The organism is Aeromonas sp. R10-2 (assembly GCF_040908445.1).
Taxonomy (GTDB): domain Bacteria; phylum Pseudomonadota; class Gammaproteobacteria; order Enterobacterales; family Aeromonadaceae; genus Aeromonas; species Aeromonas veronii.
Genome location: NZ_JBFODS010000078.1, coordinates 1 through 25,085, shown reverse-complemented (window position 1 = coordinate 25,085; position 25,085 = coordinate 1). Strand labels below are relative to the sequence as shown.

At 57.5% G+C, this 25,085-nt stretch carries 23 protein-coding genes and 1 pseudogene; 16 read left to right on the top strand and 8 right to left on the bottom strand.

Annotated elements, in window-relative coordinates; all coding sequences use genetic code 11:
- Positions 1–41: 41 nt before the first annotated feature.
- The 5 genes from pepN to AB5Y97_RS15590 all read right to left on the bottom strand — a co-directional run bounded on the left by pepN (position 42) and on the right by AB5Y97_RS15590 (position 6,589).
- Positions 42–2,666, bottom strand: a complete 2,625-nt coding sequence (pepN, locus tag AB5Y97_RS15610) for an aminopeptidase N (RefSeq protein ID WP_368158391.1) — start codon at positions 2,664–2,666, stop codon at positions 42–44.
- Positions 2,667–2,810: 144 nt separating this feature from the next.
- Positions 2,811–4,826, bottom strand: a complete 2,016-nt coding sequence (gene prc / locus AB5Y97_RS15605; RefSeq protein WP_005336608.1) for a carboxy terminal-processing peptidase — start codon at positions 4,824–4,826, stop codon at positions 2,811–2,813.
- A gap of 8 nt (positions 4,827–4,834) precedes the next feature.
- Positions 4,835–5,473 carry an RNA chaperone ProQ gene (gene proQ, locus AB5Y97_RS15600; RefSeq protein ID WP_005351923.1) on the bottom strand — a complete coding sequence of 213 codons (639 nt, stop codon included), beginning with the start codon at positions 5,471–5,473 and terminating at the stop codon, positions 4,835–4,837.
- Positions 5,474–5,575: 102 nt separating this feature from the next.
- Positions 5,576–6,034 carry a GAF domain-containing protein gene (locus AB5Y97_RS15595; protein ID WP_100653748.1) on the bottom strand — a complete coding sequence of 153 codons (459 nt, stop codon included), beginning with the start codon at positions 6,032–6,034 and terminating at the stop codon, positions 5,576–5,578.
- A 93-nt stretch (positions 6,035–6,127) separates the two neighbouring features.
- Positions 6,128–6,589, bottom strand: coding sequence for a hypothetical protein (locus AB5Y97_RS15590; RefSeq protein ID WP_201946592.1), 462 nt, complete (start codon positions 6,587–6,589; stop codon positions 6,128–6,130).
- A gap of 281 nt (positions 6,590–6,870) precedes the next feature.
- On the opposite strand from AB5Y97_RS15590, the gene ccoN reads away from it, so the two are divergent.
- The 11 genes from ccoN to ttcA all read left to right on the top strand — a co-directional run bounded on the left by ccoN (position 6,871) and on the right by ttcA (position 17,114).
- Positions 6,871–8,295, top strand: a complete 1,425-nt coding sequence (gene ccoN / locus AB5Y97_RS15585; protein ID WP_005336616.1) for a cytochrome-c oxidase, cbb3-type subunit I — start codon at positions 6,871–6,873, stop codon at positions 8,293–8,295.
- Between the two features lie 16 nt (positions 8,296–8,311).
- Complete coding sequence (ccoO, locus tag AB5Y97_RS15580) at positions 8,312–8,926, top strand: cytochrome-c oxidase, cbb3-type subunit II (protein ID WP_005336618.1); 615 nt, start codon at positions 8,312–8,314, stop codon at positions 8,924–8,926.
- 10 nt (positions 8,927–8,936) lie between these two features.
- Positions 8,937–9,116, top strand: a complete 180-nt coding sequence (locus AB5Y97_RS15575) for a CcoQ/FixQ family Cbb3-type cytochrome c oxidase assembly chaperone (RefSeq protein ID WP_005336620.1) — start codon at positions 8,937–8,939, stop codon at positions 9,114–9,116.
- A complete protein-coding gene (ccoP, locus tag AB5Y97_RS15570) occupies positions 9,116–10,099 on the top strand; it encodes a cytochrome-c oxidase, cbb3-type subunit III (protein ID WP_201946520.1) in 984 nt (327 codons plus the stop codon). The genes AB5Y97_RS15575 and ccoP overlap by 1 nt, the downstream gene beginning before the upstream one ends.
- A gap of 140 nt (positions 10,100–10,239) precedes the next feature.
- A complete protein-coding gene (locus AB5Y97_RS15565) occupies positions 10,240–10,740 on the top strand; it encodes a FixH family protein (protein WP_043820362.1) in 501 nt (166 codons plus the stop codon).
- Positions 10,741–10,826: 86 nt separating this feature from the next.
- Entirely contained in the window at positions 10,827–13,211 is a 2,385-nt protein-coding gene (locus tag AB5Y97_RS15560; protein WP_201946522.1) for a heavy metal translocating P-type ATPase, read from the top strand.
- Positions 13,212–13,349: 138 nt separating this feature from the next.
- The gene (ccoS, locus tag AB5Y97_RS15555) at positions 13,350–13,538 is read left to right on the top strand and encodes a cbb3-type cytochrome oxidase assembly protein CcoS (protein ID WP_201946523.1); all 189 of its coding nucleotides are present in this window, start codon (positions 13,350–13,352) and stop codon (positions 13,536–13,538) included.
- Positions 13,522–14,208: a sulfite exporter TauE/SafE family protein gene (locus AB5Y97_RS15550; protein WP_201946525.1), complete on the top strand. Its 687-nt coding sequence runs from the start codon at positions 13,522–13,524 to the stop codon at positions 14,206–14,208. The genes ccoS and AB5Y97_RS15550 overlap by 17 nt, the downstream gene beginning before the upstream one ends.
- Positions 14,209–14,276: 68 nt before the next feature.
- The gene (locus AB5Y97_RS15545) at positions 14,277–15,032 is read left to right on the top strand and encodes an FNR family transcription factor (protein ID WP_005336632.1); all 756 of its coding nucleotides are present in this window, start codon (positions 14,277–14,279) and stop codon (positions 15,030–15,032) included.
- A gap of 151 nt (positions 15,033–15,183) precedes the next feature.
- Positions 15,184–16,131: a universal stress protein UspE gene (uspE, locus tag AB5Y97_RS15540; RefSeq protein WP_005345417.1), complete on the top strand. Its 948-nt coding sequence runs from the start codon at positions 15,184–15,186 to the stop codon at positions 16,129–16,131.
- 74 nt (positions 16,132–16,205) lie between these two features.
- Positions 16,206–17,114 (top strand): tRNA 2-thiocytidine(32) synthetase TtcA, encoded by a 909-nt coding sequence (ttcA, locus tag AB5Y97_RS15535; protein ID WP_005336634.1) that lies wholly within the window; start codon positions 16,206–16,208, stop codon positions 17,112–17,114.
- Positions 17,115–17,217: 103 nt separating this feature from the next.
- On the opposite strand, the gene AB5Y97_RS15530 is transcribed toward ttcA, so the two are convergent.
- On the bottom strand, positions 17,218–17,904 hold the full coding sequence (locus AB5Y97_RS15530; protein ID WP_201946526.1) for a DUF2987 domain-containing protein: 687 nt from the start codon (positions 17,902–17,904) through the stop codon (positions 17,218–17,220).
- A gap of 16 nt (positions 17,905–17,920) precedes the next feature.
- Positions 17,921–18,658 carry a hypothetical protein gene (locus AB5Y97_RS15525; protein ID WP_005351939.1) on the bottom strand — a complete coding sequence of 246 codons (738 nt, stop codon included), beginning with the start codon at positions 18,656–18,658 and terminating at the stop codon, positions 17,921–17,923.
- A gap of 201 nt (positions 18,659–18,859) precedes the next feature.
- Between AB5Y97_RS15525 and potA the strand changes: the two genes are divergently transcribed.
- The 5 genes from potA (at position 18,860) to AB5Y97_RS15500 (ending at position 24,518) form a co-directional block, all read left to right on the top strand.
- A complete protein-coding gene (gene potA, locus AB5Y97_RS15520; protein WP_005351940.1) occupies positions 18,860–19,963 on the top strand; it encodes a spermidine/putrescine ABC transporter ATP-binding protein PotA in 1,104 nt (367 codons plus the stop codon).
- A complete protein-coding gene (potB, locus tag AB5Y97_RS15515; RefSeq protein WP_368158386.1) occupies positions 19,950–20,837 on the top strand; it encodes a spermidine/putrescine ABC transporter permease PotB in 888 nt (295 codons plus the stop codon). The genes potA and potB overlap by 14 nt, the downstream gene beginning before the upstream one ends.
- Positions 20,834–21,604, top strand: a complete 771-nt coding sequence (gene potC / locus AB5Y97_RS15510) for a spermidine/putrescine ABC transporter permease PotC (RefSeq protein ID WP_005336644.1) — start codon at positions 20,834–20,836, stop codon at positions 21,602–21,604. Before potB ends, potC begins: the two co-directional genes overlap by 4 nt.
- Positions 21,605–21,685: 81 nt before the next feature.
- On the top strand, positions 21,686–22,759 hold the full coding sequence (locus AB5Y97_RS15505; RefSeq protein WP_201946531.1) for an extracellular solute-binding protein: 1,074 nt from the start codon (positions 21,686–21,688) through the stop codon (positions 22,757–22,759).
- Positions 22,760–23,264: 505 nt separating this feature from the next.
- The gene (locus AB5Y97_RS15500) at positions 23,265–24,518 is read left to right on the top strand and encodes a Vps62-related protein (protein ID WP_368158383.1); all 1,254 of its coding nucleotides are present in this window, start codon (positions 23,265–23,267) and stop codon (positions 24,516–24,518) included.
- Between the two features lie 20 nt (positions 24,519–24,538).
- Here AB5Y97_RS15500 and AB5Y97_RS15495 read toward each other — a convergent pair.
- Positions 24,539–25,085: pseudogene (locus tag AB5Y97_RS15495) on the bottom strand (IS3-like element ISAeme20 family transposase); the annotation flags it as partial.

The following is a 25,085-nucleotide window of genomic DNA, read 5'->3' as shown; positions in this document are numbered from 1 at the left end:
CAATAGGGGCAGGCGCATTCACGCCCCTGCCCCGTCGATACTTACTGCTGCAGCGCCTTGCTGACCTTCTCGAACAGATCCCGTGCCAGCCCCTCAAGGTTGGCAAGACGGGTCAGCTCGGCGCGGATCAGGGCCTTGCGCGCCTCATCCAGTCGCTTGAACTGGATAAGCGGAGTGATGAGGCGGGAGGCCACCTGCGGATTGACCTCGTTGAGCTCGATCAGCAGATCGGTCAGGAAGCGGTAACCGCTGCCATCCACCGCATGGAACTGCACCTGATTACTCATGGCGAAACTGCCGATCAGCGCCCGCAGTCGGTTCGGGTTGCGAATGCTGAAAGTGGGGTGATTCATCGCCTGTTTCACTTCGCTAAGCACATCGGCAGCCGGTTTGCTGCCAATCAGCCGCAGCCAGTTGTCCAGCACCAGTCCATCCTTGGCCCACTTGCCTTCAAAATCGGCCAGCAGCGCGGCACGGCATGGCAACAGATAGCCGTTGGCTACCTGCAGTGCCGCCAGGGTGTCGGTCATGTTGTCGGCAGTTGCATACTGCTCGCGCACCAGCGCATCAGCATGCTCCGCATCCAACGCAGCCAGATAGCCGAGCACGACCCGTTTGAGGGCTCGCTTGGCCATATCGGCATGCACCACCTGATAACCGTTCAGACGCAAACTCTGATAGGTCGCCGCCAAACGCGCGCCAAAGGCCTCGGCAAGACGGGTGTGGATCGCGTCGCGCACCTGATGGATGGCATCGATATCGGCCACCTCGAACAGCTCGGCCAGGGTCGCTTCACCGGGCAGCGCCAGGATCTCCGCCTTGAGGGCCAAATCCAGTTCACAGTCGTCCAGAATGGCGACGAAGGCGGCCAGCAGGGTCTGGGAGAGCTCAACCCCCTGCCCGTGCTGGACCCGCGCCACCCCATCGATGACCGCTTTGTTGATCAGCATCTGGGCCGCATCCCAGCGGGCAAACTCGTTGCGGGCAAAGCGCATCAGGAAGGCGAGCGCTTCGTCGCTGTAGTCATAGTGTAGCTTGACCGGCGCAGAGAAGTCCCGAAGCAGAGAAGGAACCGGTTTGACGGGCACTTGATCGAATTCGAAGGTCTGCTCCGCTTCCAGCACATCGAGCACGTTGCCGATGGCCTTGCCCTGATACTGCAGAGGAATGACGGCACCCTGCTCGTCATAGAGCTCGATATCGAGGGGGATATGCAGCGGCAGCTTCTGCGGTTGATCCTGAGTCGGCGGGGTATGCTGGCTGACATGGAGGCGATAGATACCGCTCGCGGCATCATACTCGTCGGTCACGGTCAGCTCGGGGGTGCCGGACTGGCTGTACCAGCGACGGAAACGACCGAGATCGACACCGGAAGCATCCTCCATCGCCTGCACGAAATCATCACAAGTAGCGGCCGAGCCGTCGTGACGCTCGAAGTAGAGGCGCATACCGGCCTGAAAGGCATCTTCCCCCAGCAGAGTATGCATCATGCGGATCACTTCCGACCCCTTCTCGTAGACGGTCAGGGTGTAGAAGTTGTTCATCTCGATCACCACATCCGGGCGGATCGGGTGTGCCATGGGGCCGGCATCTTCGGCAAACTGCGGGCCACGCACGGTACGCACGTTGTTGATGCGGTTGACGCCACGGGAGCCCAGATCGGAGGAGAACTCCTGATCCCGGAACACTGTCAGCCCCTCTTTCAGGCTGAGCTGGAACCAGTCTCGACAGGTGACGCGGTTGCCGGTCCAGTTGTGGAAATACTCATGACCGATCACCCGCTCGATACCGTGGTAGTCGCTGTCGGTGGCGGTGGCCGGATTGGCCAGCACGAACTTGGAGTTGAAGATGTTGAGCCCCTTGTTCTCCATGGCGCCCATGTTGAAGAAGTCCACCGCGACGATCATGTAAATGTCGAGATCATACTCGAGGCCAAAACGCTGCTCGTCCCAACGCATGGAGTTGATGAGGCTCTCCATGGCAAAACCGGCGCGATCGAGGTTGCCCTTGTCGACGAAGATCTCGAGGGCCACCTTGCGGCCGCTCTTGGTGGTGTAGTGGCTGCGCTCCACATCGAAATCACCGGCCACCAGCGCAAACAGGTAGCTGGGTTTGGGGAAAGGATCCTGCCACTGTACGAAATGACGGCCGCCATCCAGATCACCGCTATCGACCTTGTTGCCGTTGGAGAGCAGGAAGGGGAACTGAGCTTTGTCGGCGGTAATGCGGGTGCTGTAACGCGCCAGAATGTCGGGGCGGTCCAGATAATAGGTTATGCGGCGAAAGCCTTCCGCTTCACACTGGGTGCAGTAGGCATCGCCTGACTTGTAAAGCCCTTCCAGCGCGGTGTTGGCGGCCGGATCCAACAGGGTGACAATGGTCAGCACACATTCGGCCGGCAGGTTGAACAGGGTCAGACTGCTCTCGCCTTGCTCGTAGTGGTCACAGGGAATGCCATCAATGGCAACGCTTTTGAGGGTCAGCTGCTCACCATCGAGGACGAGCGGCGCATTGTGCTCGCCGTTGCGACGAATGCGAGTGATGGCGGTGACCTGGGTCAGCGACTCCTGCAGTTGGAAATCGAGGTCGATGGTGTCGATCCAGTAGAGCGGCGCCTGATAATCCTGGCGATATTTGGCCGTCATGGCCTGGGAGTGATCGGTCATTATTGTCTGCTTCCACGCTTGTTAAAGGCGAGAAAGAGGCTGTCACAACCAACTGGCGGGGTCAAACAATTTGCATTACGTCAGATATGCCAGACAAAAAGAAAGGGCGACAGCAGTCGCCCTTGTGCATTGGAGGTCGCCTTGTCAGCTGCGTTTGCTGACCTTGACCAGATCCGCTGTGATATTGGCCGCTTCGATGAGATACTCATCGGGCGCTTCAAAATCAGCGGGCAGTTCATCCAGACTCTTCACCGCCGGCTTGCCAAGACGTGCCAGACGCTCGTTGGTACGTTTGAGCGCTTTCTCATCCTGTTTCGCCTGCTCTGCAACACGCTCCGCCTCGTTGAGGGAGACCGACTTCTTGTCTTTCTCCTCCTTGTAGTCGGCGATGTCCTGCATCACATAGGCAAACTCGGGATCCTTGGCGATCCGGGCATCGTGCGCCGCCTGCAACTTGGGCAGCAGGCTGGCGAAGTTGCCGAGTTTCTCGTAGTTGGCGGAGGCAATCTTGTCCCACGGCAACGCATTGAACTCACGGCTTTCGCCCGTCTCTTCCGGAGCAACCGGTGTCGGGAAGCTGATATCCGGCGCAACGCCCTTGTTCTGGGTGCTGCCACCGTCGATCCGGTAGAACTTGGCGATGGTGTACTGAACGTGACCCAGCGGCTGCTCGTAGAAGTCATAGACCTTGGCGAGACTGCGATGCTGCTGCACCGTCCCCTTGCCGAACGAGTTTTCACCCAGAATCAACGCTCGGCCATAATCCTGCATGGCGGCAGCGAAGATCTCGGAGGCCGAGGCACTGTAGCGGTCGATCATCACCGACATCGGGCCGCCGTAGTAGACGTTGCCATCGTCATCGCCATTGACCGTGATACGGCCCATGTGATCACGAATTTGCACCACGGGACCGCTGGCAAAGAAGAGACCGCTGAGAGCGGAAGCTTCAGTCAGAGCGCCGCCGCCGTTACCGCGCAGATCAATGATCAAGCCATCGATCTTCTTCTTGTTGAGGCTCGAGAGCTCCTTGATCACGTCATCGTGCAGATTGACGTAAAAACTCGGGATTTCGATGACACCAATCTTCTTGCCTTCGGCGTTAATCACCTTGGACTTGGCAGCCCGATCTTCAAGGCGCACCTTGTCGCGGGTCAGCTCGATCTGCTCGGTCTTGGCAGTTGCGCCCTTGCCGCGCTGGATCTCCAGCTTGACCTTGCTCCCTTTGGGCCCCTTGATGAGCTCGACTACGTCATCAAGACGCCAGCCGATCACATCGACAATCTTGCCATCTTCCTGCCCCACCCCGGTGATCTTGTCATCGGGTTTGAGGTGGTTGGATTTGGCAGCCGGGCCACCAGGCACCAGAGAACGGATGACGGTAAAGTCATCTTCCGCCTGCAACACGGCACCAATCCCCTCCAGCGAGAGGTTCATCTCGGTGTTGAAACGATCGGCACTGCGCGGTGAGAGGTAACTGGTGTGCGGTTCGATGGCGCGAGCGAAGGAGTTCATGAAGAGCTGGAAGACATCCTCACTCTCGGTCTGGGACATCCGCTTGATGGCGTTGTTGTAACGCTTGCCAAGCAGCTCCTTGATCTCGGGCCACTCCTTGCCGCTGAGCTTGAGGCTCAGGGCATCGAACTTGACCCGCTGACGCCACAGCTCGTTGAGCTCTGCTTCATCTTTGGGCCAAGCCGCCCCTTCCCGATCAAACACATAGTTGTCGGTCTGGGTAAAATCGAAAGGAGTATCAAGCAGTTTGAGGGCGTATTCGAACCGCTCATAACGCCGCTGCTGACTCAGGTTGAACATCTCGTAGGCGGGAGCCAGACGGCCTCTTTCGAGGTCGGTGTCAAAACCGTTACGGTACTTTTCAAAACGGCTGATATCAGAGGCCAAAAACAGGTTGCGGCTGTAGTCCAAATTCTCCAGATATTTATCGAAAATCACGGAGGAAAAGGCATCGTCGAGCTTGAACTGTTTGTAGTGCGAGCGGGTAAACAGATTGGTAATTCGCTTGCTGGCCGTAGCATGTTGGCTCTCTTGAGCCAACACAGGCAAATCACTCTCCTTGAGCACCGGCTCGATGGCCTGTGCAAGCCCGGCAAGCGCCAGGCTACAGGCAACGAGGGAAAAACGAATTACGCCATGCTTCAACATTTGTCTCCTTAGAGAACCAAGTGCTCTGATTTGACCCGCACCATCATGCCGGTCTGCAGTTGGACCTGTACATCGTCCTTGGTTACTTCCTTGATGGTTGCCGGAACCGGGAATTTACCCATAACGACGCGCACATCCTGACCCACTTTCAGCGTAGCGGCATCCACTTTAACCAGCGGAGCGTCAGCGACCGGTGCCTTGGCGGCAGCTTTCGGCTTGGCAGCTACATCAGCTTTCTCGGTTTTGCGCACAGCAGGACGACGGGGCTTCTTGGCCTTCTCATCCTTCTCTTTGGTATTGGTACGACGGCTGGCGAATACGCGCTCTTTGCTCTCTTTCAGAGCTTGCTTGGCGTGCTCGATGTGCTCTTCGGTCAGCAGCTCGCCCGGGTTGCCATCCAGATCAACGCGAGCCTGGCCAGCTTTGAGACCGTGCAGGTAGCGCCAGCTGGAGGTGTATTGACGCAGTGCGGAACGCAGCATGGTCTTGGAGACTCTGGCATCGTCAGCAAGACGCTCGGCCAAATCCTGGAAGATGCCAATCTTGAGCGGCTTGGCCTCTCCTTCAGCAACGAAGCAGGCCGGGAATTTCTCGACCAGGTAGGCAACGATCTCTTTACTGTTCTTCAGCTTCTCAGTGTTTTCCATGTATAACCTTGGCTTTCATATAAACGCACGGGCACGTCCCGAGCACAACAAAGGCCCCATTATAGAGAGCTTGGGGCCTTTTGCGAACCATCTAGCAATGACTTAGAGCATGCTTTCCAAAATTTGCACCGTTTCTTCGAGGCCAATCCGGTCTTCCTGGTCGAAACGGTTAAAAATCGGACTGTCGATATCGAGCACCCCGATGATCTCGCCACCACGGCGAACCGGGATCACGATTTCCGAGTTGCTCGCGCCATCGCAAGCGATGTGACCGTCGAACTGGTGGACATCGTCAATGAGCTGGGTTCTCCCCTCTGCCACTGCCGTACCACACACCCCACGGCCGACCGGGATCCGCACGCAGGCCGGTTTGCCCTGAAATGGCCCCAATACCAGGGTCTCGCCCTGCAACAGATAAAAACCGACCCAGTTGATCTCCGCCAGCTCTTGATTCAGCAGTGCGGAGAGGTTGGCCAGATTGGCAATCAGATCGGTTTCCCCCTCCAGCAGCGCCTTGGCCTGCTGGTTGAGGGTGCGATAAAACGGTTGTTTTTCAATCATGATTAAATGAACTTCACTCCCTGATGGTTTGGGGAAGGTAACGCCTGGCCGGGAAATTTCAAATATTTTTTCCACTCCCCGCTCCTTGCGCCGTTATTCCCGGGCAACGGAAAGCGCCAATTGCTGGCGTTGACCATTACTCCACTCGATATTTAACAACCAGATCATGACGGGTGATGTACAACTCCCCACCTGGGTCACCCCCTGCCACAGTCCGTCTATTTCTTCAAAGTTCACCGGAATGGTGCCCATAAACATATCTTTGCCTTCGAGTGTCGCTTTCACCGGTTTGATGGCCGGATCGCCGCCGCTAATAGCGATGGCAAAGTCATGTTCGGCGCGCAGCGGTAATTCCTTGATGGCGACTGTCAGCGGCTTGTCACCAATAAGCGCGCTGCAAGGGGTGTGGGAAAGATCACAAATCTGATCTTTTTTCTGGTCAGCAGAGACGCTGTTATCGGCCGAAAACCAGGTGCGATAGGCCATCAGCGCCAATAACAGCGCCAATACCAGTACGAGGTGCAAAACTTTACGTGCGGTAAGTCTCTCTTTCATCAAAAACAGCCCGATTAAGATGCAATTAAAATAGTTTTTTGTGATCTCGAACAAGGTAAAAAACTGCCATATCGAGACCGGACGGAGCCAAATATATCACTGTTTATACTGTTATTTTACCTGTCACTTCAGTATCATTCCCATGCAGTTTTCATTTAGCCATCTTTTGCTTTTCCTTTCGTTAACAGATGTTAACAACTGGTCAGCGGTGGCTGATGAAGCCAGTCCGGTCCTCCGGATACAAAACCAAACAACAGCAGCATCGGAAGCGGAATATAACGATGAGCCATACAACTAACCATCCTGAGTACAACTACACCGTTGTTCGCCAGTTTACCGTCATGACGATTGTCTGGGGAATTGTCGGCATGTCGGTTGGCGTACTGATCGCAGCCCAGTTGATCTGGCCTGCCCTCAACTTCGAGACCCCGTGGCTGACTTACAGTCGTCTGCGGCCCCTCCATACCAACGCAGTGATCTTCGCCTTCGGCGTCAGTGCACTGATGGCCACCTCGTTTTACGTGGTGCAGCGCACCTGCCAAACCAGACTGTTTGGTGGCCCGCTGGCAACCTTCGTCTTCTGGGGCTGGCAAGCAATCATCCTCTCTGCCGCCATCTCTCTGCCGCTCGGTTACACCTCCGCCAAAGAGTATGCCGAGCTGGAGTGGCCGATTGATATCGCCATCACTGTGGTATGGGTCGCCTATGCGATCGTCTTCTTCGGCACCCTGATGAAGCGCACCACCTCCCACATCTATGTGGCGAACTGGTTCTTCGGCGCCTTCATCATCACCGTTGCGGTGCTGCACATTGTCAACAACATGGAAGTGCCGCTCTCCGGCATGAAGTCCTACTCCATGTACTCCGGCGCCATGGACGCCATGGTGCAGTGGTGGTATGGCCACAACGCGGTAGGCTTCCTGCTGACCGCCGGTTTCCTGGGGATGATGTACTACTTCGTGCCCAAGCAGGCCGGTCGTCCGGTTTACTCCTATCGCCTCTCCATCGTGCACTTCTGGGCGCTGATCTCCCTCTATATCTGGGCCGGTCCGCACCACCTGCACTACACCGCACTGCCTGACTGGGCTCAGTCGCTGGGCATGGTGATGTCCCTGATCCTGTTCGTCCCCTCCTGGGGCGGCATGATCAACGGCATCATGACCCTCTCCGGTGCCTGGCACAAACTGCGTTATGACCCCATCCTGCGCTTCCTGATCGTCTCCCTCTCTTTCTACGGCATGTCGACCTTCGAAGGCCCTATGATGGCGATCAAAACCGTCAACGCCCTCTCCCACTACACCGACTGGACCGTCGGTCATGTTCACTCCGGTGCGCTGGGCTGGGTTGCCATGGTCTCCATCGGTGCCGTCTATCACCTGATCCCGAACCTGTTCGGTCAGGGCCGGATGTACAGCGTCAAACTGATCAACGTTCACTTCTGGCTGGCGACCGTGGGCACCGTGCTCTACATCGTCGCCATGTGGATTTCCGGCGTGATGCAGGGCCTGATGTGGCGTGCAGTCAACGAAGACGGCACCCTGACCTACAGCTTCGTTGAAGCGCTGCAGGCATCCTATCCCTTCTATTTCGTGCGCTTCCTGGGAGGCTGCTTCTTCGTCACCGGCATGTTGCTGATGGCTTACAACGCCTATCGCACCATCACTGCGCCAAAAGGTTCTCTGGAACCTGTCGCCCAGCCAGCATGATTGAAGAGGTCAACCCATGAGCAACAATAACCGTCACGAAATATTTGAAAAAAGCGTTCCCATGCTGGTGGTCGGCATCATCTTCGCCATCAGTCTGGGGGGCCTGGTTGAAATCACTCCGCTGTTCTTCCAGAAGCAAACCACCGAGCCTGTGGAGGGCCTCAAGCCCTACACCGCTCTGCAGATGGAAGGACGCGACATCTTCATTCGCGAAGGCTGCACCAACTGCCACAGCCAGATGATCCGTCCGTTCCGTGCCGAAACCGAGCGTTACGGTCACTACTCGGTCGCCGGTGAGAGCGTCTGGGAGCACCCCTTCCTGTGGGGCTCCAAGCGTACTGGTCCGGATCTGGCCCGTGTTGGTGGCCGCTACTCCGACGAGTGGCACAAGGTTCACCTGATCAACCCGCGTGATGTGGTACCGGAATCCAACATGCCCGCCTACCCCTGGCTTGATACCAATGTGCTGACCGGTGAGATGACCGCCAAGAAGCTGGCGCTGTTCCGCGATCACTTCGGTGTGCCCTATACCGACGCCGATATTCAGGGTGCTGGCGAAGCCGTCAAGGGCAAAACCGAGCTGGATGCGCTGGTGGCCTATCTGCAATCACTGGGTCATGCCCTGAAATAAGGAGGCGAAAATGGACTACGGCACATTTCGCGGTCTGTATACCCTGCTGTTGATGGCCATCATGATTGGCATCATCGTCTGGGCCTACAGCAAACGCCGCAAGACCTCTTTCGACGAGGCTGCCAATCTGGTTTTTGCCGATGATGAGCAACCCGGTGCTGATAAAAAGAACGCAGGAGCGAAACAATAATGAGCACTCTGTTTAGCATTTTTGTGACTGTCATCAGTCTGGGAACCATCCTCGGCTGCTTCTTGCTGCTGATGTGGTGCCGCAAGGACAAGATGGGTGTTGAAGAAGGCAAATCGATGGGTCACTCCTTCGATGGCATCGAGGAGATCAACAACCCGCTGCCGAAGTGGTGGACTTACATGTTCCTCTTCTTCATCGTCACCGGTCTGGTCTATCTGGTCGCCTTCCCGGGGCTTGGCAACTTCAAAGGCCTGCTGGGCTGGCAAAGTTCCAACCAGGACGTGCGCTCGCTGGCCGAGTCCAAGGCTGCAACCGAATCGGCCAAGGCCGAAGGTCGCGCAGTGGAGTATGACCGCGAGGTCGCCAAGGCTGACGAGATCTACGGCGCCAAGTTCCGTGAACTCACCTACGAAGCGGATGGCAAAACCTATCGTGCCATCACCGAGATCGCCAAGGATCCGGAAGCCCTGAAAGTGGGTCAGCGTCTGTTCCTGCAGAACTGCTCCCAGTGCCACGGATCCGATGCCCGTGGTGGCCGCGGCTTCCCGAACCTGACCGACAGCGAATGGCAATGGGGCGGCCAGCCTGATCAAATCAAGACCACCATCATGGGCGGTCGTCAGGGGATCATGGCTGCCTGGGGTGAAATCCTCGGCAAAGATGGCGTTCAGGAAGTGGCCTCCTATGTGCTGAGCCTCTCCGGTCGCAAGGTCGACCTGGTGGAAGTGAAGAAAGGTGAAGCACGCTTTGCCATCTGCGCTGCCTGCCACGGGGCCGATGCGAAGGGCGGTATTGCCGTCGGCGCGCCAGATCTGACCAACAACACCTGGCTCTACGGTGGCTCCCGCGAAGTGGTGGTGCAAACCATCACCCACGGTCGTCACGGCGTGATGCCAGCCTGGAAAGACATTCTGGGTGAGGACAAGGTTCACCTGCTGGCCTCCTACGTTTACAGCCTGTCTCATCAACAGTCTGCCAAATAAGGTTCGCCCGTAACGTTGTAACATGTGATAAACACGTGATTACACAGCAAAAAGCCTCGACTCCTCGAGGCTTTTTGTTATCTTGTGTTGCGTAAAAACCATCTTCCACGTTAATCATTCGTTTCATGGCAGTAGCAATCATGACCCAACCTCTATCCAAACCGTGGTATCGCCAATTCTGGCCCTGGTTTATCATCGCCCTCCCCACTGCCGCCGTTGTCGGCAGTATCGCCACCGCCATCATCGCCAGCAAGGATGGGGTCAATCTGGTGGCCGAGGACTATTACAAACAAGGGAAAGAGATCAATCAGGACTTGAGCAAGTTTGACCGCTCCGAAGCGCTCAATATCCGCTTTGGGCTGGAGGTTGACGGCAACGAGCTGACTCTCAAACCCATCAGCGGTGACATTCCTGCCGGGCAAGCTCTCTATCTCTCATTGTTTCACCCGACCTTGGCCGGTCAGGACAGCGAACACATGATCACCGCCGATGCGAGCGGCACCTATCGCCTCCATTTCGACAAGCCGCTGGTCGGCAAGTGGCACATTCGGGTCGATGCCTTTGATCACGAGTGGCGATTGCAAGAGACCGTCCAGCTGCCCACACTGGCCCCTGTCGAACTCGACCCGAAAGGACGCTAAGCCATGACCGGCTGTTCTCACTGTGGCGAGCCGGTGCTCGCCAGCGCCCCTGCTGCTTGCATTCTGCATTCAGGGGGGCATAACGCATGACTCCCTGTTTTCACTGTGGCGAGCCGGTACCCGCCAATAGTGGCTATTCCCTCGAGATAAAGGGGATTGTTCGCCCCATGTGCTGCCCCGGTTGTCAGGCTGTGGCAGAAACCATCATGGAGTGCGGCCTCGCCAGTTACTACGATCACCGCACCGCTCCCGGCACCAAGGGCGATCTGGTGCCCGAGGAGCTGGCCGCCCTCACCCACTACGATCTGGCAGAAGTGCAACAGGATTTTGTCACCGACAGCGGTACCCTTCGCGAAATCCAACTGACAGTTGAAGGGCTCACCTGTGCCGCCTGTGCCTGGCTTATCGAACGTCACCTGATGACCCTTGGCGGCCTGCGCTACATCAACGTCAACACCACCACCCACCGGGCCCGTATCAAGTGGGATCCAGACCAGCTCTCCCTGAGTGACATTCTCAAGGGATTTGCCCAGATCGGCTATCGCGCCTACCCGTTCCAGACCCATCAACAGGAGGCGCTCTACGCCAAAGAGGTGCGCAGCTATATGTTCCGGCTGGCACTGGCAGGGCTGGGCTCGATGCAGGTGATGATGTGCGCCGTGGCCCTCTACATGGATCTCTTCATCAGCGTTGAAGATGAGTTCATGGTCTACTTCAAGTGGATAAGCCTGCTGCTCTCCACCCCCATCATGATCTACTCGGCCCAGCCCTTTTATGTGGGTGCCTGGCGCAGCCTGAAACAGGGTCACCTGTCGATGGATGTGTCGGTGTCGCTAGCGCTGATCGGGGCTTTTATCGCCTCCATGTGGGCCACTGTCTTCAATACCGGTGAGGTCTATTACGACTCCATCACCATGTTCGTCTTCTTCCTGCTGCTGGGGCGCTTTCTCGAGTTGCGGGCCCGGCGCAAGGCGTCTGAATCGAGCTCCAATCTGGCGCGACTGGTGCCCATCATGGCGACCCGCATCGATGAGGAAGGGGAACATGAGGTAGCGGCCAAGACCTTGCAGGTCGGCGATCGGGTACGGGTGCTGGCTGGCGCCACCTTGCCGGCGGACGGCATCATTGTCGAAGGACAAGCCAGCCTCAACGAATCCATGCTGACCGGTGAACAGCTGCCCCTGCTCAAACAGCCCGGCGATCAGGTCTATGCCGGCACCATCAACACGGATGCCCCGCTGCAGATCCGGGTCAGCCACCGTATTGAAGAGTCGCGGATCGCCCAGATCATGCGGCTGCAGGATCACGCCCTCGATGATAAACCGGCCATCGCCCAGATGGCGGATCAGCTGTCGCGCCACTTTATTCTGGTGCTGCTGGTCATTGCCGCCGCCGTCTGGACCTTCTGGCACTTCCATCAACCAGATCAGGCGTTCTGGGTCACTCTCGCCGTGCTGGTTGCCACCTGCCCCTGTGCCCTGTCGCTGGCCACCCCGACGGCGCTGACCTCGGCCACCGCCAATCTGACCCGCAACGGCATTCTGCTGCGCCGTGGTCATGTGCTGGACGTGCTGACCAAGGCCAACCGGATCGTGATGGACAAGACTGGCACCCTGACCACAGGGGAGATCAGTCTGACGCAGACTCAGGCGTTGGCCGACCTTGATGAGGCGCGCTGCCTCGCCATCGCCCGGGCCATGGAGGCGCAATCCGAACACCCCATTGCACGCGCCTTCCGACTGCCCGCCGACAGCATCGCCGTGTTGCCATCCGTTCGCGAGTTCACCCCGGTCATCGGTCACGGCATCACGGCGCTGGTGGATGGCGTACGCTACCGCATCGGCAGTGCCCGCTGGCTTGGGCTGGATCCGGCGCAAGAGCATGGCCGCGGTCTGGCTATCTATCTGGCCGACGAGCAGCAGGTCTTGGCCCGCTTCAATCTGGAAGATACCCTGCGCCCCGATGCCAAGGCGCTGATCGCGGCATTCAAGGCGGCAGGTCTGCAAACTACCGTGCTGACTGGCGACAGCTCTCTGCAAGCAGACGAGATTGCCCGCGAGCTGGGCGTGGATGAGCTGGTCAAGGGGGTCTCGCCCGATGGCAAGCTGGCCTACCTCAAGGCCCGGGAAGCCCGGGGGGATATCAGCATCATGGTGGGCGATGGCATCAACGACGCGCCGGTACTGGCCGGAGCGCACGCCTCGTTCGCCATGGCCGGTGGCACCGATCTGGCGAAAAACAGCGCCGATGCCATCCTGCTGGCAGATGACCTGAGCCGACTGCTCGAGGCCAGAGTGCTGGCAATGCGTACCCGCAAGATCATCATCGAGAACTTCGCCTGGTCCATCGGTTACAACCTGCTGGTGCTGCCGCTGGCGGCCTGCGGCTGGCTGCCCCCCTATCTGGCGGCGGCGGGCATGTCGCTCAGCTCGCTCATCGTGGTAACCAACTCCATGCGCCTCAACCGATGAGGCTGGTGGCGGAAAATAGCTGAAAATGTGGCCTGCCTCCGATGCAGGCCACATTTCTAATTGATAGCGGCTGGCCCCCTGCCCGAACAGGGTTACCATAGGGGACGCTTGCCAAGGAAGAACGCCAAGGTACCTATCATGAATATAATTTTTGTCCTGATCCCCATCGCCATCCTGTTTGTGATCATCGCCGGGGTCGTCTTCTTCTGGGCCATTCGCTCCGAGCAGTTTGAAGATCTCGACCGGCAGGGTTCCAACATCCTGTTTGACGAAGAGCAACCCACCCACAAACCCGCAAAGCCTGCTGACCATGACCCACAATCTTGATCTGGCCGGCGCCCTGCTGGTCGGACTGGCAGGCTCTGCCCACTGCATCGGCATGTGCGGTGGCGTCTCCGCCGCGCTCTCAATGGCAATCCCCGCCAACAAGCAGCACTTCTGGGGGCGGCTCGGTTATCTGCTCAACTACAACCTCGGCCGGATCCTGAGCTATGTCATTGCAGGTGCACTGGTGGGCGGCCTGCTCGCCACCACCAGCGAGCTGGGCGCAGGCAAACACGCTATTGCCAGCTTACGCCTAGTGGCGGCGTTATTGATGATTGCGCTTGGCCTTTATCTGGCGGGCTGGTGGCAAGGGATCTTGCTGCTGGAGCGGCTCGGCGCCAGACTTTGGCCCCGTATCAAACCGCTGGCGGGCAAATTTATCCCCTTCACCTCACCGCTGCAGGCATTGCCCTTTGGCATGGTGTGGGGCTGGCTGCCCTGCGGGCTGGTCTACTCCATGCTGACCTGGAGCGCGGCGGCCGGTTCGGCCAGTGGCGGGGCGCTGATCATGCTCTTTTTTGGTCTCGGCACCCTGCCCACCCTGTTCGCGTTGGGCGGGCTTGCCGATCGCCTGAGATACTGGCTCACCCTGCGCAGTTTGCGCCTTGGCGGTGCCCTGCTGCTCATTTTGTTCGGGGTGCATACCTTCTGGATTGGCATTGCTTCCTTTTGAAACCCTATCCAAAACGGATGAGTTGATGGTAAACTTGTTTGATATAAATCAATTATTCGTATGAGCCTATGATCCCGGAAAAGAAACCTGGCAGACGTATCCAGAGCGGTGGCTGTGCAATTCATTGCCAGGATTGCAGCATCAGTCAGCTCTGTATTCCCTTCACTCTGAACGACAACGAGCTTGATCAGCTGGACAGCATCATCGAGCGCAAGAAGCCGATCCAGAAGGGTGAAGAGCTGTTCAAGGCTGGCGATGAGTTCAAATCGCTCTATGCCATCCGTTCCGGGACCATCAAGTCTTACACCATCACCGAGCAAGGGGATGAGCAGATCACCGCGTTCCACCTCGCTGGCGATCTGGTCGGTTTTGATGCCATCCACAAACAAGCACACCCCTCCTTCGCCCAGGCGCTGGAAACCGCCATGGTGTGCGAGATCCCCTTTGAAGTGCTGGATGATCTCTCCGGCAAGATGCCCAAGCTGCGCCAGCAGATCATGCGTCTGATGAGCAACGAAATCATGGGCGATCAGGAGATGATCCTGCTGCTCTCCAAGAAGAATGCCGAAGAGCGCCTCGCCGCCTTCCTGCACAATCTGTCGGTACGCTTCTCCGAGCGCGGTTTCTCCGCCAAGGAGTTCCGTCTCTCCATGACCCGTGGTGACATTGGCAACTATCTGGGACTGACCGTCGAGACCATCAGTCGTCTGCTTGGCCGCTTCCAGAAGTCCGGTCTCATCAGCGTCAAAGGCAAATACATTACCGTGCTGGATCAAGTCGCCCTTGGCATGATGGCCGGTGCAACTCGCCCGCCCTGCGGCTGATTTTTCCGCTTACCCTCCCGCTTTTCTCCTGCTTTCCCTGCCGGATCCTTTCCTCTGGAATGTGATCCGGTACGTTCCCCATACCCTCCTCCTGCGCTAAGCTGTAATGGCTAAGATTCTGCTGTCATTGGACTTTTCCAAGGAGGAGAAGATGGTCAAATATCAGAATATTCTGGTGGTTATCAATCCAGAAGAGGAGCGTCAAATCGCCCTCGAACGGGCAGTCAAAGTCGCCGAGCTGGACGAAAACGCCCATCTGACCCTGCTGCTCACCATCTATGACTTCTCGTATGAAATGACTGCCATGCTCTCGGTGGACGAGCGGCAAGAGATGCGTGATGGCGTCATTTCACAGCGACGTGAGTGGCTGGACGAGATCCTGACCCCCTATCGGGCACAGGGGATAGAGTGCGAAGTGAAGGTGGTCTGGCACAATCGTCCCTTCGAGTGCGTCATTCAGGAGGTGCTGGAGCAGCGCCACGATCTGGTGGTCAAAGCCACACACCATCACAGCTTCCTGCAAACCTTCATCTTTACCCCCACCGACTGGCACCTGCTGCGCAAATGCCCCTGTCCGGTGCTGCTGGTCAAGGAGGGTCACTGGCAACGGGGCGGCAACATCATCGCCGCCATCAACTGCTCAAGCGACGATCCGGATCAGAAACTGCTCAACGAACGGATCACCCAGGAGGGGAGCGACATCGCCGAGCTGCTGGGCTCCAACCTCTATCTGGTCAACACCTACCCGGGCACCCCGGTCAACGTGGCCATCGAGCTGCCGGAGTTTGACCCCAACGCCTACAACGAAGCGATCCGCAAACACCACGAAAGCCTGCTGCTCAGCCATGCCGACAAATTCGGGATCGGTCATCTCTGGACCCGGGTAGCAGAGGGGCTACCGGAAGAGGTGTTGCCGGATATGGCCGAAGAGCTCAAGGCGACCCTGATGATCATGGGCTGCGTCGGCCGTACCGGGCTTTCTGCTGCTCTGCTCGGCAATACTGCCGAACATGTGATTGACCGCCTCTCCTGCGACATCCTGATCCTCAAACCGGCGGACTACAGCTGCCCGGTCGACAGTCGTCGCAATCAATCATAAGGTGCCTGGCACCTTGCCCTCCCCCGGGACATGGCTATAATAACGCGCTTATTTGTGTCCCGGGTTTTACGAGCATGCTAGAAGAGCTGAACGCCAAAGAAAAATACAGTTTTAACAAACTGCAGAAGCGCCTGCGGCGCAACGTGGGTCAGGCCATTGCCGACTTCAACATGATTGAAGAGGGCGACAAGGTCATGGTCTGCCTCTCCGGCGGCAAGGACAGCTTCGGTATGCTCGACATACTGATGAGCCTCAAAGCCAGCGCCCCCATCCATTTCGATCTGGTTGCCGTCAACCTGGATCAGAAGCAGCCCGGCTTCCCCGAGCATGTGCTGCCCGAGTATCTGGACTCCCTCGGTATCGAGTACAAGATCGTCGAGGAAGATACCTACTCCATCGTCAAGGAGAAGGTACCGGAAGGCAAAACCACCTGCTCCCTCTGCTCACGGCTGCGTCGCGGTATTCTCTACCGCACCGCCCAGGAGCTGGGTTGCACCAAGATTGCCCTTGGCCACCACCGCGATGACATCCTCGAGACCCTGTTCCTCAACATGTTCTACGGTGGCAAGCTCAAGTCCATGCCGCCCAAGCTGGTGAGCGACGATGGCAAGAACGTGGTGATCCGCCCGCTGGCCTACTGCAAAGAGAAGGATCTGATCCGCTACGCAGATGTCAAAGCCTTCCCCATCATTCCGTGCAACCTGTGCGGCTCGCAGGAGAACCTGCAGCGTCAGGCCATCAAGCAGATGATGCAGGATTGGGATCGCCGCTTCCCCGGTCGTATCGAGACCATGTTCACCGCCATTCAGGACGTGATCCCGAGCCACCTGCTCGACCACAAGCTGTTTGACTTCAAGAGCATCAACCGCGACTCCGGCATCATTGATGGCGGCGACAAGGCGTTTGATCCGCCCGAGATGCCAAAGGCGCCGCTGCTGGATATCGATGAGATGGACATGCTGGATGTGATTGAAGTGCGCTAAGCCGCGCTCACAGTAGTAAACGCCAATCAATAAAAAAGGAGCGATCATCGCTCCTTTTTGCTTTCTGGATTGGCCTGTCACTGCGGTGACAGCGCGACCGATCTCACCCTTTATGCAGCCAAGGGGTCAGTCGCAGCACATCACCCTGCAGGCGCAGTTGCCCGGTGGCGAACGCGGCCAGTTGCTCATTGCTCAGCAGCAGGTGGCCTTCCTGCCAGGGCAGCGCCTCCTGACGGGCACCATCAATCAGATAAGCGGTGCCGCTCTGCTGCACCAGGGTAATGCGTACCCCTTCCATCTTCGGCAGGAAGTGCTTGCCGACCATGCCCGCCATCTTGTCGAGCAACGACTGCATCTGCTGCTGACGGGCCGCCAGCTCGGCCAAGGGCAGCTCGGGCACGTTCGGCGCATCGGCCATCACCTGTACCGTCATATCGCAAGTGGCGTGCTCTTCTTTCAGGCCAACGGTCACGATCCCCTTGTCGAGGTTGAGATCCTCATCAAAAGGCAGGCGCAGTTCGCTATCGACCGTTACCTCGCCCACGACCTCCTTACTGTCGGTTGCAACCCGGGCAAAGGTGAGGCCACAGCGCTGGCCATTTTGCGGATCGGTCAGATAAAACCCCAGTCTGGCGTGACCAAACTCCCCTTTGGCAAAGGTCTTCATCTGGCTGTAGAAGGTGCTGTATTGCAGATCCAGCATCGGCTCAGCCAGCGCCAGCCCTGGCAGCAAGAGCGTGGCCAGCAGGCTCTGGCGCACAGCCTTGGTCACTCCATATCGACGGGTCATTCAACATCCTTTTGCATCATGCATTGAAATGGTTGGGGCCTTCTGTCACCTCGTTAACCTCTACCCCCACCCCGCAGAGATCCCGATAGAGGATCCCCTTGCAGTTGAAATAGAGCGGTGCCACCCAGATAAGCCCCAACCCCATGGGGATCAGAGCCAGGAAGAAGAGCGCGGTCATCACGCCGTGGAACAACACAATGCTGGGCCAACCGCGCGCAAAGAGCTTGAGAGAGACCAGAATGGCCTGGGGCGGCGTCAGGCCGCGCTCCAGCACCAGAGGTACGGTAAAGAGCAGCCCCATGCCGATCAGGGCCGAGGGGATGAAAGAGAGTACGGCGGGCAATCCCAGCAGATCGAATAGCGGGCCAAACAGGCTGGTGAGCAGACTGCCAAGCAGGCTCAGCATGCCGAGGCGCACAAAGTGGCGGAAGAAGTCGAACACCTGGTTGGCGCGGGCGCGCACCCCGACCGACTGCTGCAACCCCAGCATATCGAGGGAGCTGGTCATGGGGGCCATCACCACCGTCATCAGCAAGCTCAGCACCATGGCCACATTCATCTGGCTGTCATCCCCCAGATAGGGCAACAGCAGCACATTGCTAAGCAGGATCCAAATCGCCGTCACCCCGACAATCGCCAGCAGCAGGCCAAATCCGGTACGGCGGGTCTGTTGCCATCCCTCCTGGATGACCCCTTTCAGATCAAGGCGGTAGCCCTGGTTCAGAGACTGCTCAAGGGAGCCGCCAATACGCATTTTATTACTCAATTGACTATCCAATATCGAAAACGACCAAATCAGGTGGCACATTATAGCGATTTGGTCTGCTATTCGTAGCCGTTTTTCCTGCGCACTTGCGGCTAATTCGGGCCAAAAAGCCTTTAATTTCATGTGTCGGCTGCATAGAATGCGGCCCTCTTTCAACACGATGGCCACTGGCTGGGGTGAGACTGGCGGATGATGAACAATCCACAGGTAATTGTCGCGCTGAACAAGATCAGCAAAAAATACGATGGCAAGGTGATCCTGAGTGACCTTGACCTTGAAATCTATGACGGTGAATTTCTTACCCTGCTGGGCCCCTCCGGCTGTGGCAAGACCACCCTGCTGCGCCTGCTGGCCGGGCTCGAATCGGTCGATGGTGGCACCATCCATCTGGCCGGTGACGAGATCACCCATATCCCCGCCGAACACAGGCACATCAACACCGTGTTCCAGAGCTATGCGCTCTTCCCTCATATGACGGTGTTTGAAAACGTCGCCTTTGGCCTCGAGATGCAGAAAGTACCGGCCAGCGAGATCCGCCAGCGGGTCGAGGAGACCCTCGCCATGGTGCAGCTCACCGAGCTGGCCAACCGCCGCCCGGATCAACTCTCCGGCGGCCAGCAACAACGGGTCGCTATCGCCCGCGCCGTGGTCAACAAGCCCCGCCTGCTGCTGCTCGACGAATCCCTCTCGGCGCTCGACTACAAGCTGCGCAAACAGATGCAGAGCGAGCTCAAGGCGCTGCAGCGTCGCCTTGGCATCACCTTTGTCTTCGTTACCCATGATCAGGAAGAGGCACTCACCATGTCTGATCGCATCCTGGTAATGGAGGGCGGCAAGATCATCCAACGCGGCACCCCGCGCGATATCTACGAGTCGCCAGCCAACCTGTTCGTGGCCCGCTTTATCGGCGAGATCAACGTGATGGATGGCAAGCTGATCAGCCAGCGCGAACCCGGTATCTGGCAGGCCGAGGTAGAGGGGCGCGAATGCCTGCTTCATACCACACTGCCATTCCAGCCAGACGACAAGGTACTGGTGCTGCTGCGCCCGGAAGATCTGCGCATTCTCGATCAGGATGACGATCAGAGCGGCGCGCTGAGGGGCAATATCCGCGAGCGCAACTACAAGGGGGCGACGCTGGATTCGGTGATCGAGCTCGAAAGTGGCAAACAGCTGCTTATCTCCGAGTTCTTCGACGAGGATGACCCCGACTTTGACTACCGTCTCGGTCAGGAGGTGGCGATCCACTGGGTCGACAGCTGGGAGGTGGTGCTGCCCTATGAGCCTCACTAATCTGCGGGTAGCGCACAGCTTTGCCCACAACGGCTTTCGCAACACGGCCATCGCGCTGATCCTCGGCTGGCTGACGCTGTTTGTCTTCCTGCCCAACCTGATGATCATCGGCGTCAGCTTCCTGACCCGTGATGAGTCCGAGCTTATCGCGCCGCTCTTTACCCTGAGCAACTATGGCCGCCTGCTAGACCCGCTCTATTTCGAGGTGCTGCTCCACTCCCTCTGGCTGGCGCTGCTCGCTACAAGCATCTGCTTGCTGGTGGGTTACCCCTTTGCCTGGCTGCTGGCCCATCTGCCAGCGCGTATCCGCCCGCTGCTGCTGTTTCTGGTGGTGGTGCCGTTCTGGACCAACTCCCTGATCCGCACCTATGCGCTGAAAGTGCTGCTCGGCACTCGGGGGCTGATCAACGGCTGGCTGCTGGATCTGGGGCTTATCGAGCGACCGCTGCAGATGATGTATACCGAGGTGGCCGTCATCATCGGGCTGGTCTACGTGCTGCTCCCCTTTATGGTGCTGCCGCTCTACTCCAGCATCGAGAAGCTGGATGGCCGTTTGCTGGAGGCGGCGCGAGATCTCGGCGCCAACGGCTGGCAGCGGCTGGTGCGGCTCATCCTGCCCCTCACCCTGCCCGGCATCATCGCCGGTTGTCTGCTGGTGTTCCTGCCCGCCATGGGGATGTTCTATGTCTCCGATCTGCTGGGGGGAGCCAAAAATCTGCTTATCGGCAACCTGATCAAGACCCAGTTCCTCAACAGCCGTGACTGGCCCTTTGGCGCGGCCATCAGCGTGATGTTGACGGTGCTGATGGCGCTGTTGGTCTACTGCTACTGGCGGGCAGGCAAGCTGCTCAGCAAGAAGGGGGAGCTGGCATGATGCGCGCACTGAAAGCTCTGTTCCTGCTGCTGGTGTTTGGCTATCTCTATGTACCCATCGGGGTGCTGATCGCCAACTCCTTCAACCTGTCGAAATATGGCATCGACTGGCGCGGCTTTACCCTGGGCTGGTATGAGAAGCTGTTTGCCAGCGCCAGCCTGATGCAGGCGGCCCAGCACTCCCTTACCATCGCCGCCCTCACCGCCACCGCAGCGACCCTGATCGGCACCCTCACCGCCGTAGCGCTGTTTCGCTACCGCTTTCGCGGCAAACAGTACGTGAGCGGCATGCTGTTCGTGGTGATGATGTCCCCCGATATCGTGATGGCCATCTCCCTGCTGACCCTGTTTGTGGTGACCGGTATTGCGCTGGGCTTCTGGTCGCTGCTGATCGCCCACATCACCTTCTGCCTGCCGTTCGTAGTGATCACCGTCTACTCGCGGCTGTGCGGTTTTGATGTGCGAATGCTGGAGGCCGCGCGGGATCTGGGGGCTGGCGAGTGGATCATCCTGCGCCGCATCATACTGCCGCTGGCCCTGCCGGCGGTGATGGCGGGCTGGCTGCTCTCCTTTACCCTGTCGCTGGACGACGTGGTGGTGAGCTCCTTTGTTACCGGCCCGGCCTACGAGATCCTGCCGCTCAAGATCTACTCCATGGTCAAGGTGGGGGTCTCCCCCGAGGTCAACGCCCTGGCCACCCTGATGCTGGTCGCCTCCCTCGGGATGGTGCTGCTGGCGCAACTGTTACTGCGCAAACGGCAGGGTTGACCCTGCCCGTTTCGTCCCCGCCATCTTTGGCGAACTCTGTCACGGTGGGCCGCAAGGCCCCATAACCCCAAGGAGTTGTTGATGACAATCCAACACAAGGCCGGCGCCCTGCTGGCAGCCGCCCTCACCCTCACCCTCACCACCCCGCTGCTGAGCCAGAGCGCTCACGCGGCCGATGACAAGGTGGTCTACTTCTACAACTGGTCGGAATATGTGCCGGACGGCCTGCTGGAGCAGTTCCAGCAAGAGACCGGCATCAAGGTGATCTACTCCACCTACGAATCCAACGAGACCCTCTACGCCAAGCTGAAAACCCATGGCGACGGCTATGACGTGGTGGTGCCCAGCACCTACTTCATCTCGAAAATGGCCAAAGAGGGGATGTTGCAGCCGCTGGATCGCGCCCAGCTGCCCAACTTCAAGCACCTCGACCCTACCCTGCTCAACCACGAGTACGACCCGGACAACCGCTACTCCATCCCCTATATCTGGGGCGCAACCGGGATCGGCACCAACACTGATATCATCGAGCAACCGGTTACCAGCTGGAAACAGCTCTGGGCGCCAGAGTGGAAAGAGAGCCTGCTGCTGATGGACGATGCCCGCGAGGTGTTCCATATCGCGCTGGTGCAGCTGGGCTACAGCCCCAACACCCAGGACAAGGCGCAAATTGCCGAAGCGTTCGAATACCTGAAAAAGCTGATGCCCAACGTCAAGGCGTTCAACTCCGACAACCCGGCCGACCCCTTTATCGCCGGTGAGGTCAATATCGGCATGCTGTGGAACGGCTCGGCCTACGGCGCCCAGCGCGAATACCCCTCTATCCAGATGACCTACCCCGAAGAAGGGGCGGTACTCTGGATGGATAACCTCGCCATCCCGGCCAAGGCCAAGCATGTGAAAGAGGCCCACGCCCTGATCAACTTCCTGATGCGCCCCGATGTTGCCGCCAAGGTGGCCGAGGCGATTGGCTACCCCACTCCGGTCAAGGATGCCATTCCCCTGCTCACCCCGGCGTTTCGCAACAACCCCATGGTCTTCCCGAGCGACGAGATCAAGCGCAAGGGCGAATTCCAGTCCGATGTGGGTGATGCCTCCCGCCTCTACGAGCAGTACTTCCTGCAGCTGAAAGCCATGGTGGCCAAGGCCGGTTAAGTCGGCGGTTAATCAGCCCTGACGGGGTTAATGAATGAAGGGGGCCATCGCCCCCTTTTACATCTTGGTGCGCATACTCTCACCATCCAAGAAGCAGACTTTAACTACACGGATCTGTGATCCACCTTCACCTGACCCCATCCCCGAGCACAACTAAGGTCCAACGAACTTAAAGAGTTTCCTATCCCGACCTGTCAAAACTGTCAGAACTGTCAGAACTGTCAGAACTGTCAGAACTGTCAGGTATGACCATATATATCAGGACTTACACTCTGACAGCTGTGTTTAAAGACCTAGTGAACGATATGCGCCCATACAAATTGCACATATCGGCCATTGATGACGCAGCATCAGGTAGACGTGGTGATACGCAGTTTCTCACAACCAGAGATAGAAGCAGTTTGGCTTGCTCCTGTTGCTCGCTGACATTGATACCTGTACTCAATCTCATATGAGTCGACCAATTCAGATCTCGAGCACACTATCCAACAAAAGGACTTTGAATATGGAAACAAACGTCATTGCTGAAACAACGTTCAATACTGAAGCCATTTCCAAAACTGATACGATGGTTGCTCGTGTAATGCAGTTCGGCGATCTAGAGCTGGCCTTTACCACCGAGTATGAATATCGCTGGAATGATCGCGGCAGTGGTGCTGACCATGACATCGGATTTTATCACCCGATCCCGCCAGCAGGTTTTTATGCACTGGGTAGCATCGGAGTGAACAATTACGATAATCCCAACGGAAAGTTCGCGTCATTGTGCGTGAAAAACGTGTCCAAACCGAATCAAAAGCCCGCCTTGGCACAGCCGATTAGGTTTGACTTAATTTGGACAGATCGTGGCAGCGGTGCCAAAGCTGATGGTTCGTGCTGGCGGCCAGTTCCGCCTGCAGGCTATGTCGCACTGGGCGATATCTTTGTCACTGGATACAACGCCCCTACAGGGCTTCAAGTAGTGTGTGTGGCCGAAGAGCTCGTTTGCGATGGAAAAATTGGCAATTTGATCTGGGATGACACCGGCTCGGGGGCAGATCGTGATTTTGGCGTCTGGCAAATCGACGCTAGTAAGTCTTTTCTGGATACGCCAGATGGAATTTTTGCCGTCAACAGTTTCGTTGGTCGCGACAGTCACCAAAAGCCTGACAGCGCTTCCGTCGCTTATAATCTCCGACTGCCATTGCCAACCGAAGTAGTAACCCACTCCATCGATAAACCCATACTCACGGGTCGAACCAAGCCGCCAACACACACCAATCCCAAAATTGATCGAATCGTCACCGTGCCATTTACAGCTGTACGTGATGACACAAAAAACGTGGAATGGCGAGTGAGGAACTCTCCGTTCTACACAGTTGAACGCAGCGTCGACTACTCATTGGTACTGTTTATCGACAACACGACGCAAACCGAGCAATCCGCATCAACATCCATCACAACAGGTGTGTCAAAAGAAAGCAGCCAGACGTTCTCCATCAATACGGGTATTACCGTCGGTTATGAAAGCGGTATAGATGCAGGTGGTTTCAGTACGAAAGCAAGTGTTTCACTCAGCATCGAGCTGGGATACTCAACAACACAATCTGTGACCCAGTTTCGCTCGGAGACCGACGAGGCAACCCTTATCGCAGCGCCAAACCACGCAGCAGCGCTGTGGATTGAGTCGAACAGTTTGCAAGTACGGCGTGCGGATCGCTCTCCGGTTGGAGCACCATTGTCTTTCGAAACGATCGATACTGGTTATGAGGTGTCCTGACAAGATCGGACAGTCCCGGATCAAGCAGCCTGAGCAGTTCTCCAATACCTCTTGTTAAACTCCGCCGGGCTGACATTGCCAAGTCGTGAATGCCGACGCTGGCGGTTGTAAAAAATCTCTATGTATTCCTGAATCGCTGCCTTGGCCTCCGCTCTCGTCTCGAATCTATGGTGGTGAACCAGTTCATTTTTAAGAGACCCCCAGAAGCTTTCTATCGGGGCATTGTCGAAGCAGTTCCCCTTGCGTGACATGGAGGTCTGCATGCCAAATTGTACCTGGAGAGCCCGGTAAGCCTTGGCACAGTACTGACTGCCCCGGTCTGTGTGATGAATAAGCCCAACGGGTGGCCTCTTCTGCTGCACAGCCCGAAACAGCGCCTGACTGACCAACCCGGTGGTCATTCGCTCTCCCATCGCATAACCCACTATCTCACAGGTAAACACATCCTTGAGACCAGCCAGATAAAGCCAGCCTTCGTCGGTGGCAATATAGGTGATATCACCGGTCCAGACTTCGTTGGGCTTCGTCGGCGCAAAGACCTGACCAAGGAGATTCTCCGCCACGGGC

Excerpts from the sequence above, each read along its gene's own strand:
- pepN (WP_368158391.1), bottom strand. The coding sequence starts at position 2,666 with ATGACCGATCACTCCCAGGCCATGACGGCCAAATATCGCCAGGATTAT.
- prc (WP_005336608.1), bottom strand. The coding sequence starts at position 4,826 with ATGTTGAAGCATGGCGTAATTCGTTTTTCCCTCGTTGCCTGTAGCCTG.
- proQ (WP_005351923.1), bottom strand. The coding sequence starts at position 5,473 with ATGGAAAACACTGAGAAGCTGAAGAACAGTAAAGAGATCGTTGCCTAC.
- AB5Y97_RS15595 (WP_100653748.1), bottom strand. The coding sequence starts at position 6,034 with ATGATTGAAAAACAACCGTTTTATCGCACCCTCAACCAGCAGGCCAAG.
- AB5Y97_RS15590 (WP_201946592.1), bottom strand. The coding sequence starts at position 6,589 with ATGAAAGAGAGACTTACCGCACGTAAAGTTTTGCACCTCGTACTGGTA.
- ccoN (WP_005336616.1), top strand. The coding sequence starts at position 6,871 with ATGAGCCATACAACTAACCATCCTGAGTACAACTACACCGTTGTTCGC.
- ccoO (WP_005336618.1), top strand. The coding sequence starts at position 8,312 with ATGAGCAACAATAACCGTCACGAAATATTTGAAAAAAGCGTTCCCATG.
- AB5Y97_RS15575 (WP_005336620.1), top strand. The coding sequence starts at position 8,937 with ATGGACTACGGCACATTTCGCGGTCTGTATACCCTGCTGTTGATGGCC.
- ccoP (WP_201946520.1), top strand. The coding sequence starts at position 9,116 with ATGAGCACTCTGTTTAGCATTTTTGTGACTGTCATCAGTCTGGGAACC.
- AB5Y97_RS15565 (WP_043820362.1), top strand. The coding sequence starts at position 10,240 with ATGACCCAACCTCTATCCAAACCGTGGTATCGCCAATTCTGGCCCTGG.
- AB5Y97_RS15560 (WP_201946522.1), top strand. The coding sequence starts at position 10,827 with ATGACTCCCTGTTTTCACTGTGGCGAGCCGGTACCCGCCAATAGTGGC.
- ccoS (WP_201946523.1), top strand. The coding sequence starts at position 13,350 with ATGAATATAATTTTTGTCCTGATCCCCATCGCCATCCTGTTTGTGATC.
- AB5Y97_RS15550 (WP_201946525.1), top strand. The coding sequence starts at position 13,522 with ATGACCCACAATCTTGATCTGGCCGGCGCCCTGCTGGTCGGACTGGCA.
- AB5Y97_RS15545 (WP_005336632.1), top strand. The coding sequence starts at position 14,277 with ATGATCCCGGAAAAGAAACCTGGCAGACGTATCCAGAGCGGTGGCTGT.
- uspE (WP_005345417.1), top strand. The coding sequence starts at position 15,184 with ATGGTCAAATATCAGAATATTCTGGTGGTTATCAATCCAGAAGAGGAG.
- ttcA (WP_005336634.1), top strand. The coding sequence starts at position 16,206 with ATGCTAGAAGAGCTGAACGCCAAAGAAAAATACAGTTTTAACAAACTG.
- AB5Y97_RS15530 (WP_201946526.1), bottom strand. The coding sequence starts at position 17,904 with ATGACCCGTCGATATGGAGTGACCAAGGCTGTGCGCCAGAGCCTGCTG.
- AB5Y97_RS15525 (WP_005351939.1), bottom strand. The coding sequence starts at position 18,658 with ATGCGTATTGGCGGCTCCCTTGAGCAGTCTCTGAACCAGGGCTACCGC.
- potA (WP_005351940.1), top strand. The coding sequence starts at position 18,860 with ATGATGAACAATCCACAGGTAATTGTCGCGCTGAACAAGATCAGCAAA.
- potB (WP_368158386.1), top strand. The coding sequence starts at position 19,950 with ATGAGCCTCACTAATCTGCGGGTAGCGCACAGCTTTGCCCACAACGGC.
- potC (WP_005336644.1), top strand. The coding sequence starts at position 20,834 with ATGATGCGCGCACTGAAAGCTCTGTTCCTGCTGCTGGTGTTTGGCTAT.
- AB5Y97_RS15505 (WP_201946531.1), top strand. The coding sequence starts at position 21,686 with ATGACAATCCAACACAAGGCCGGCGCCCTGCTGGCAGCCGCCCTCACC.
- AB5Y97_RS15500 (WP_368158383.1), top strand. The coding sequence starts at position 23,265 with ATGGAAACAAACGTCATTGCTGAAACAACGTTCAATACTGAAGCCATT.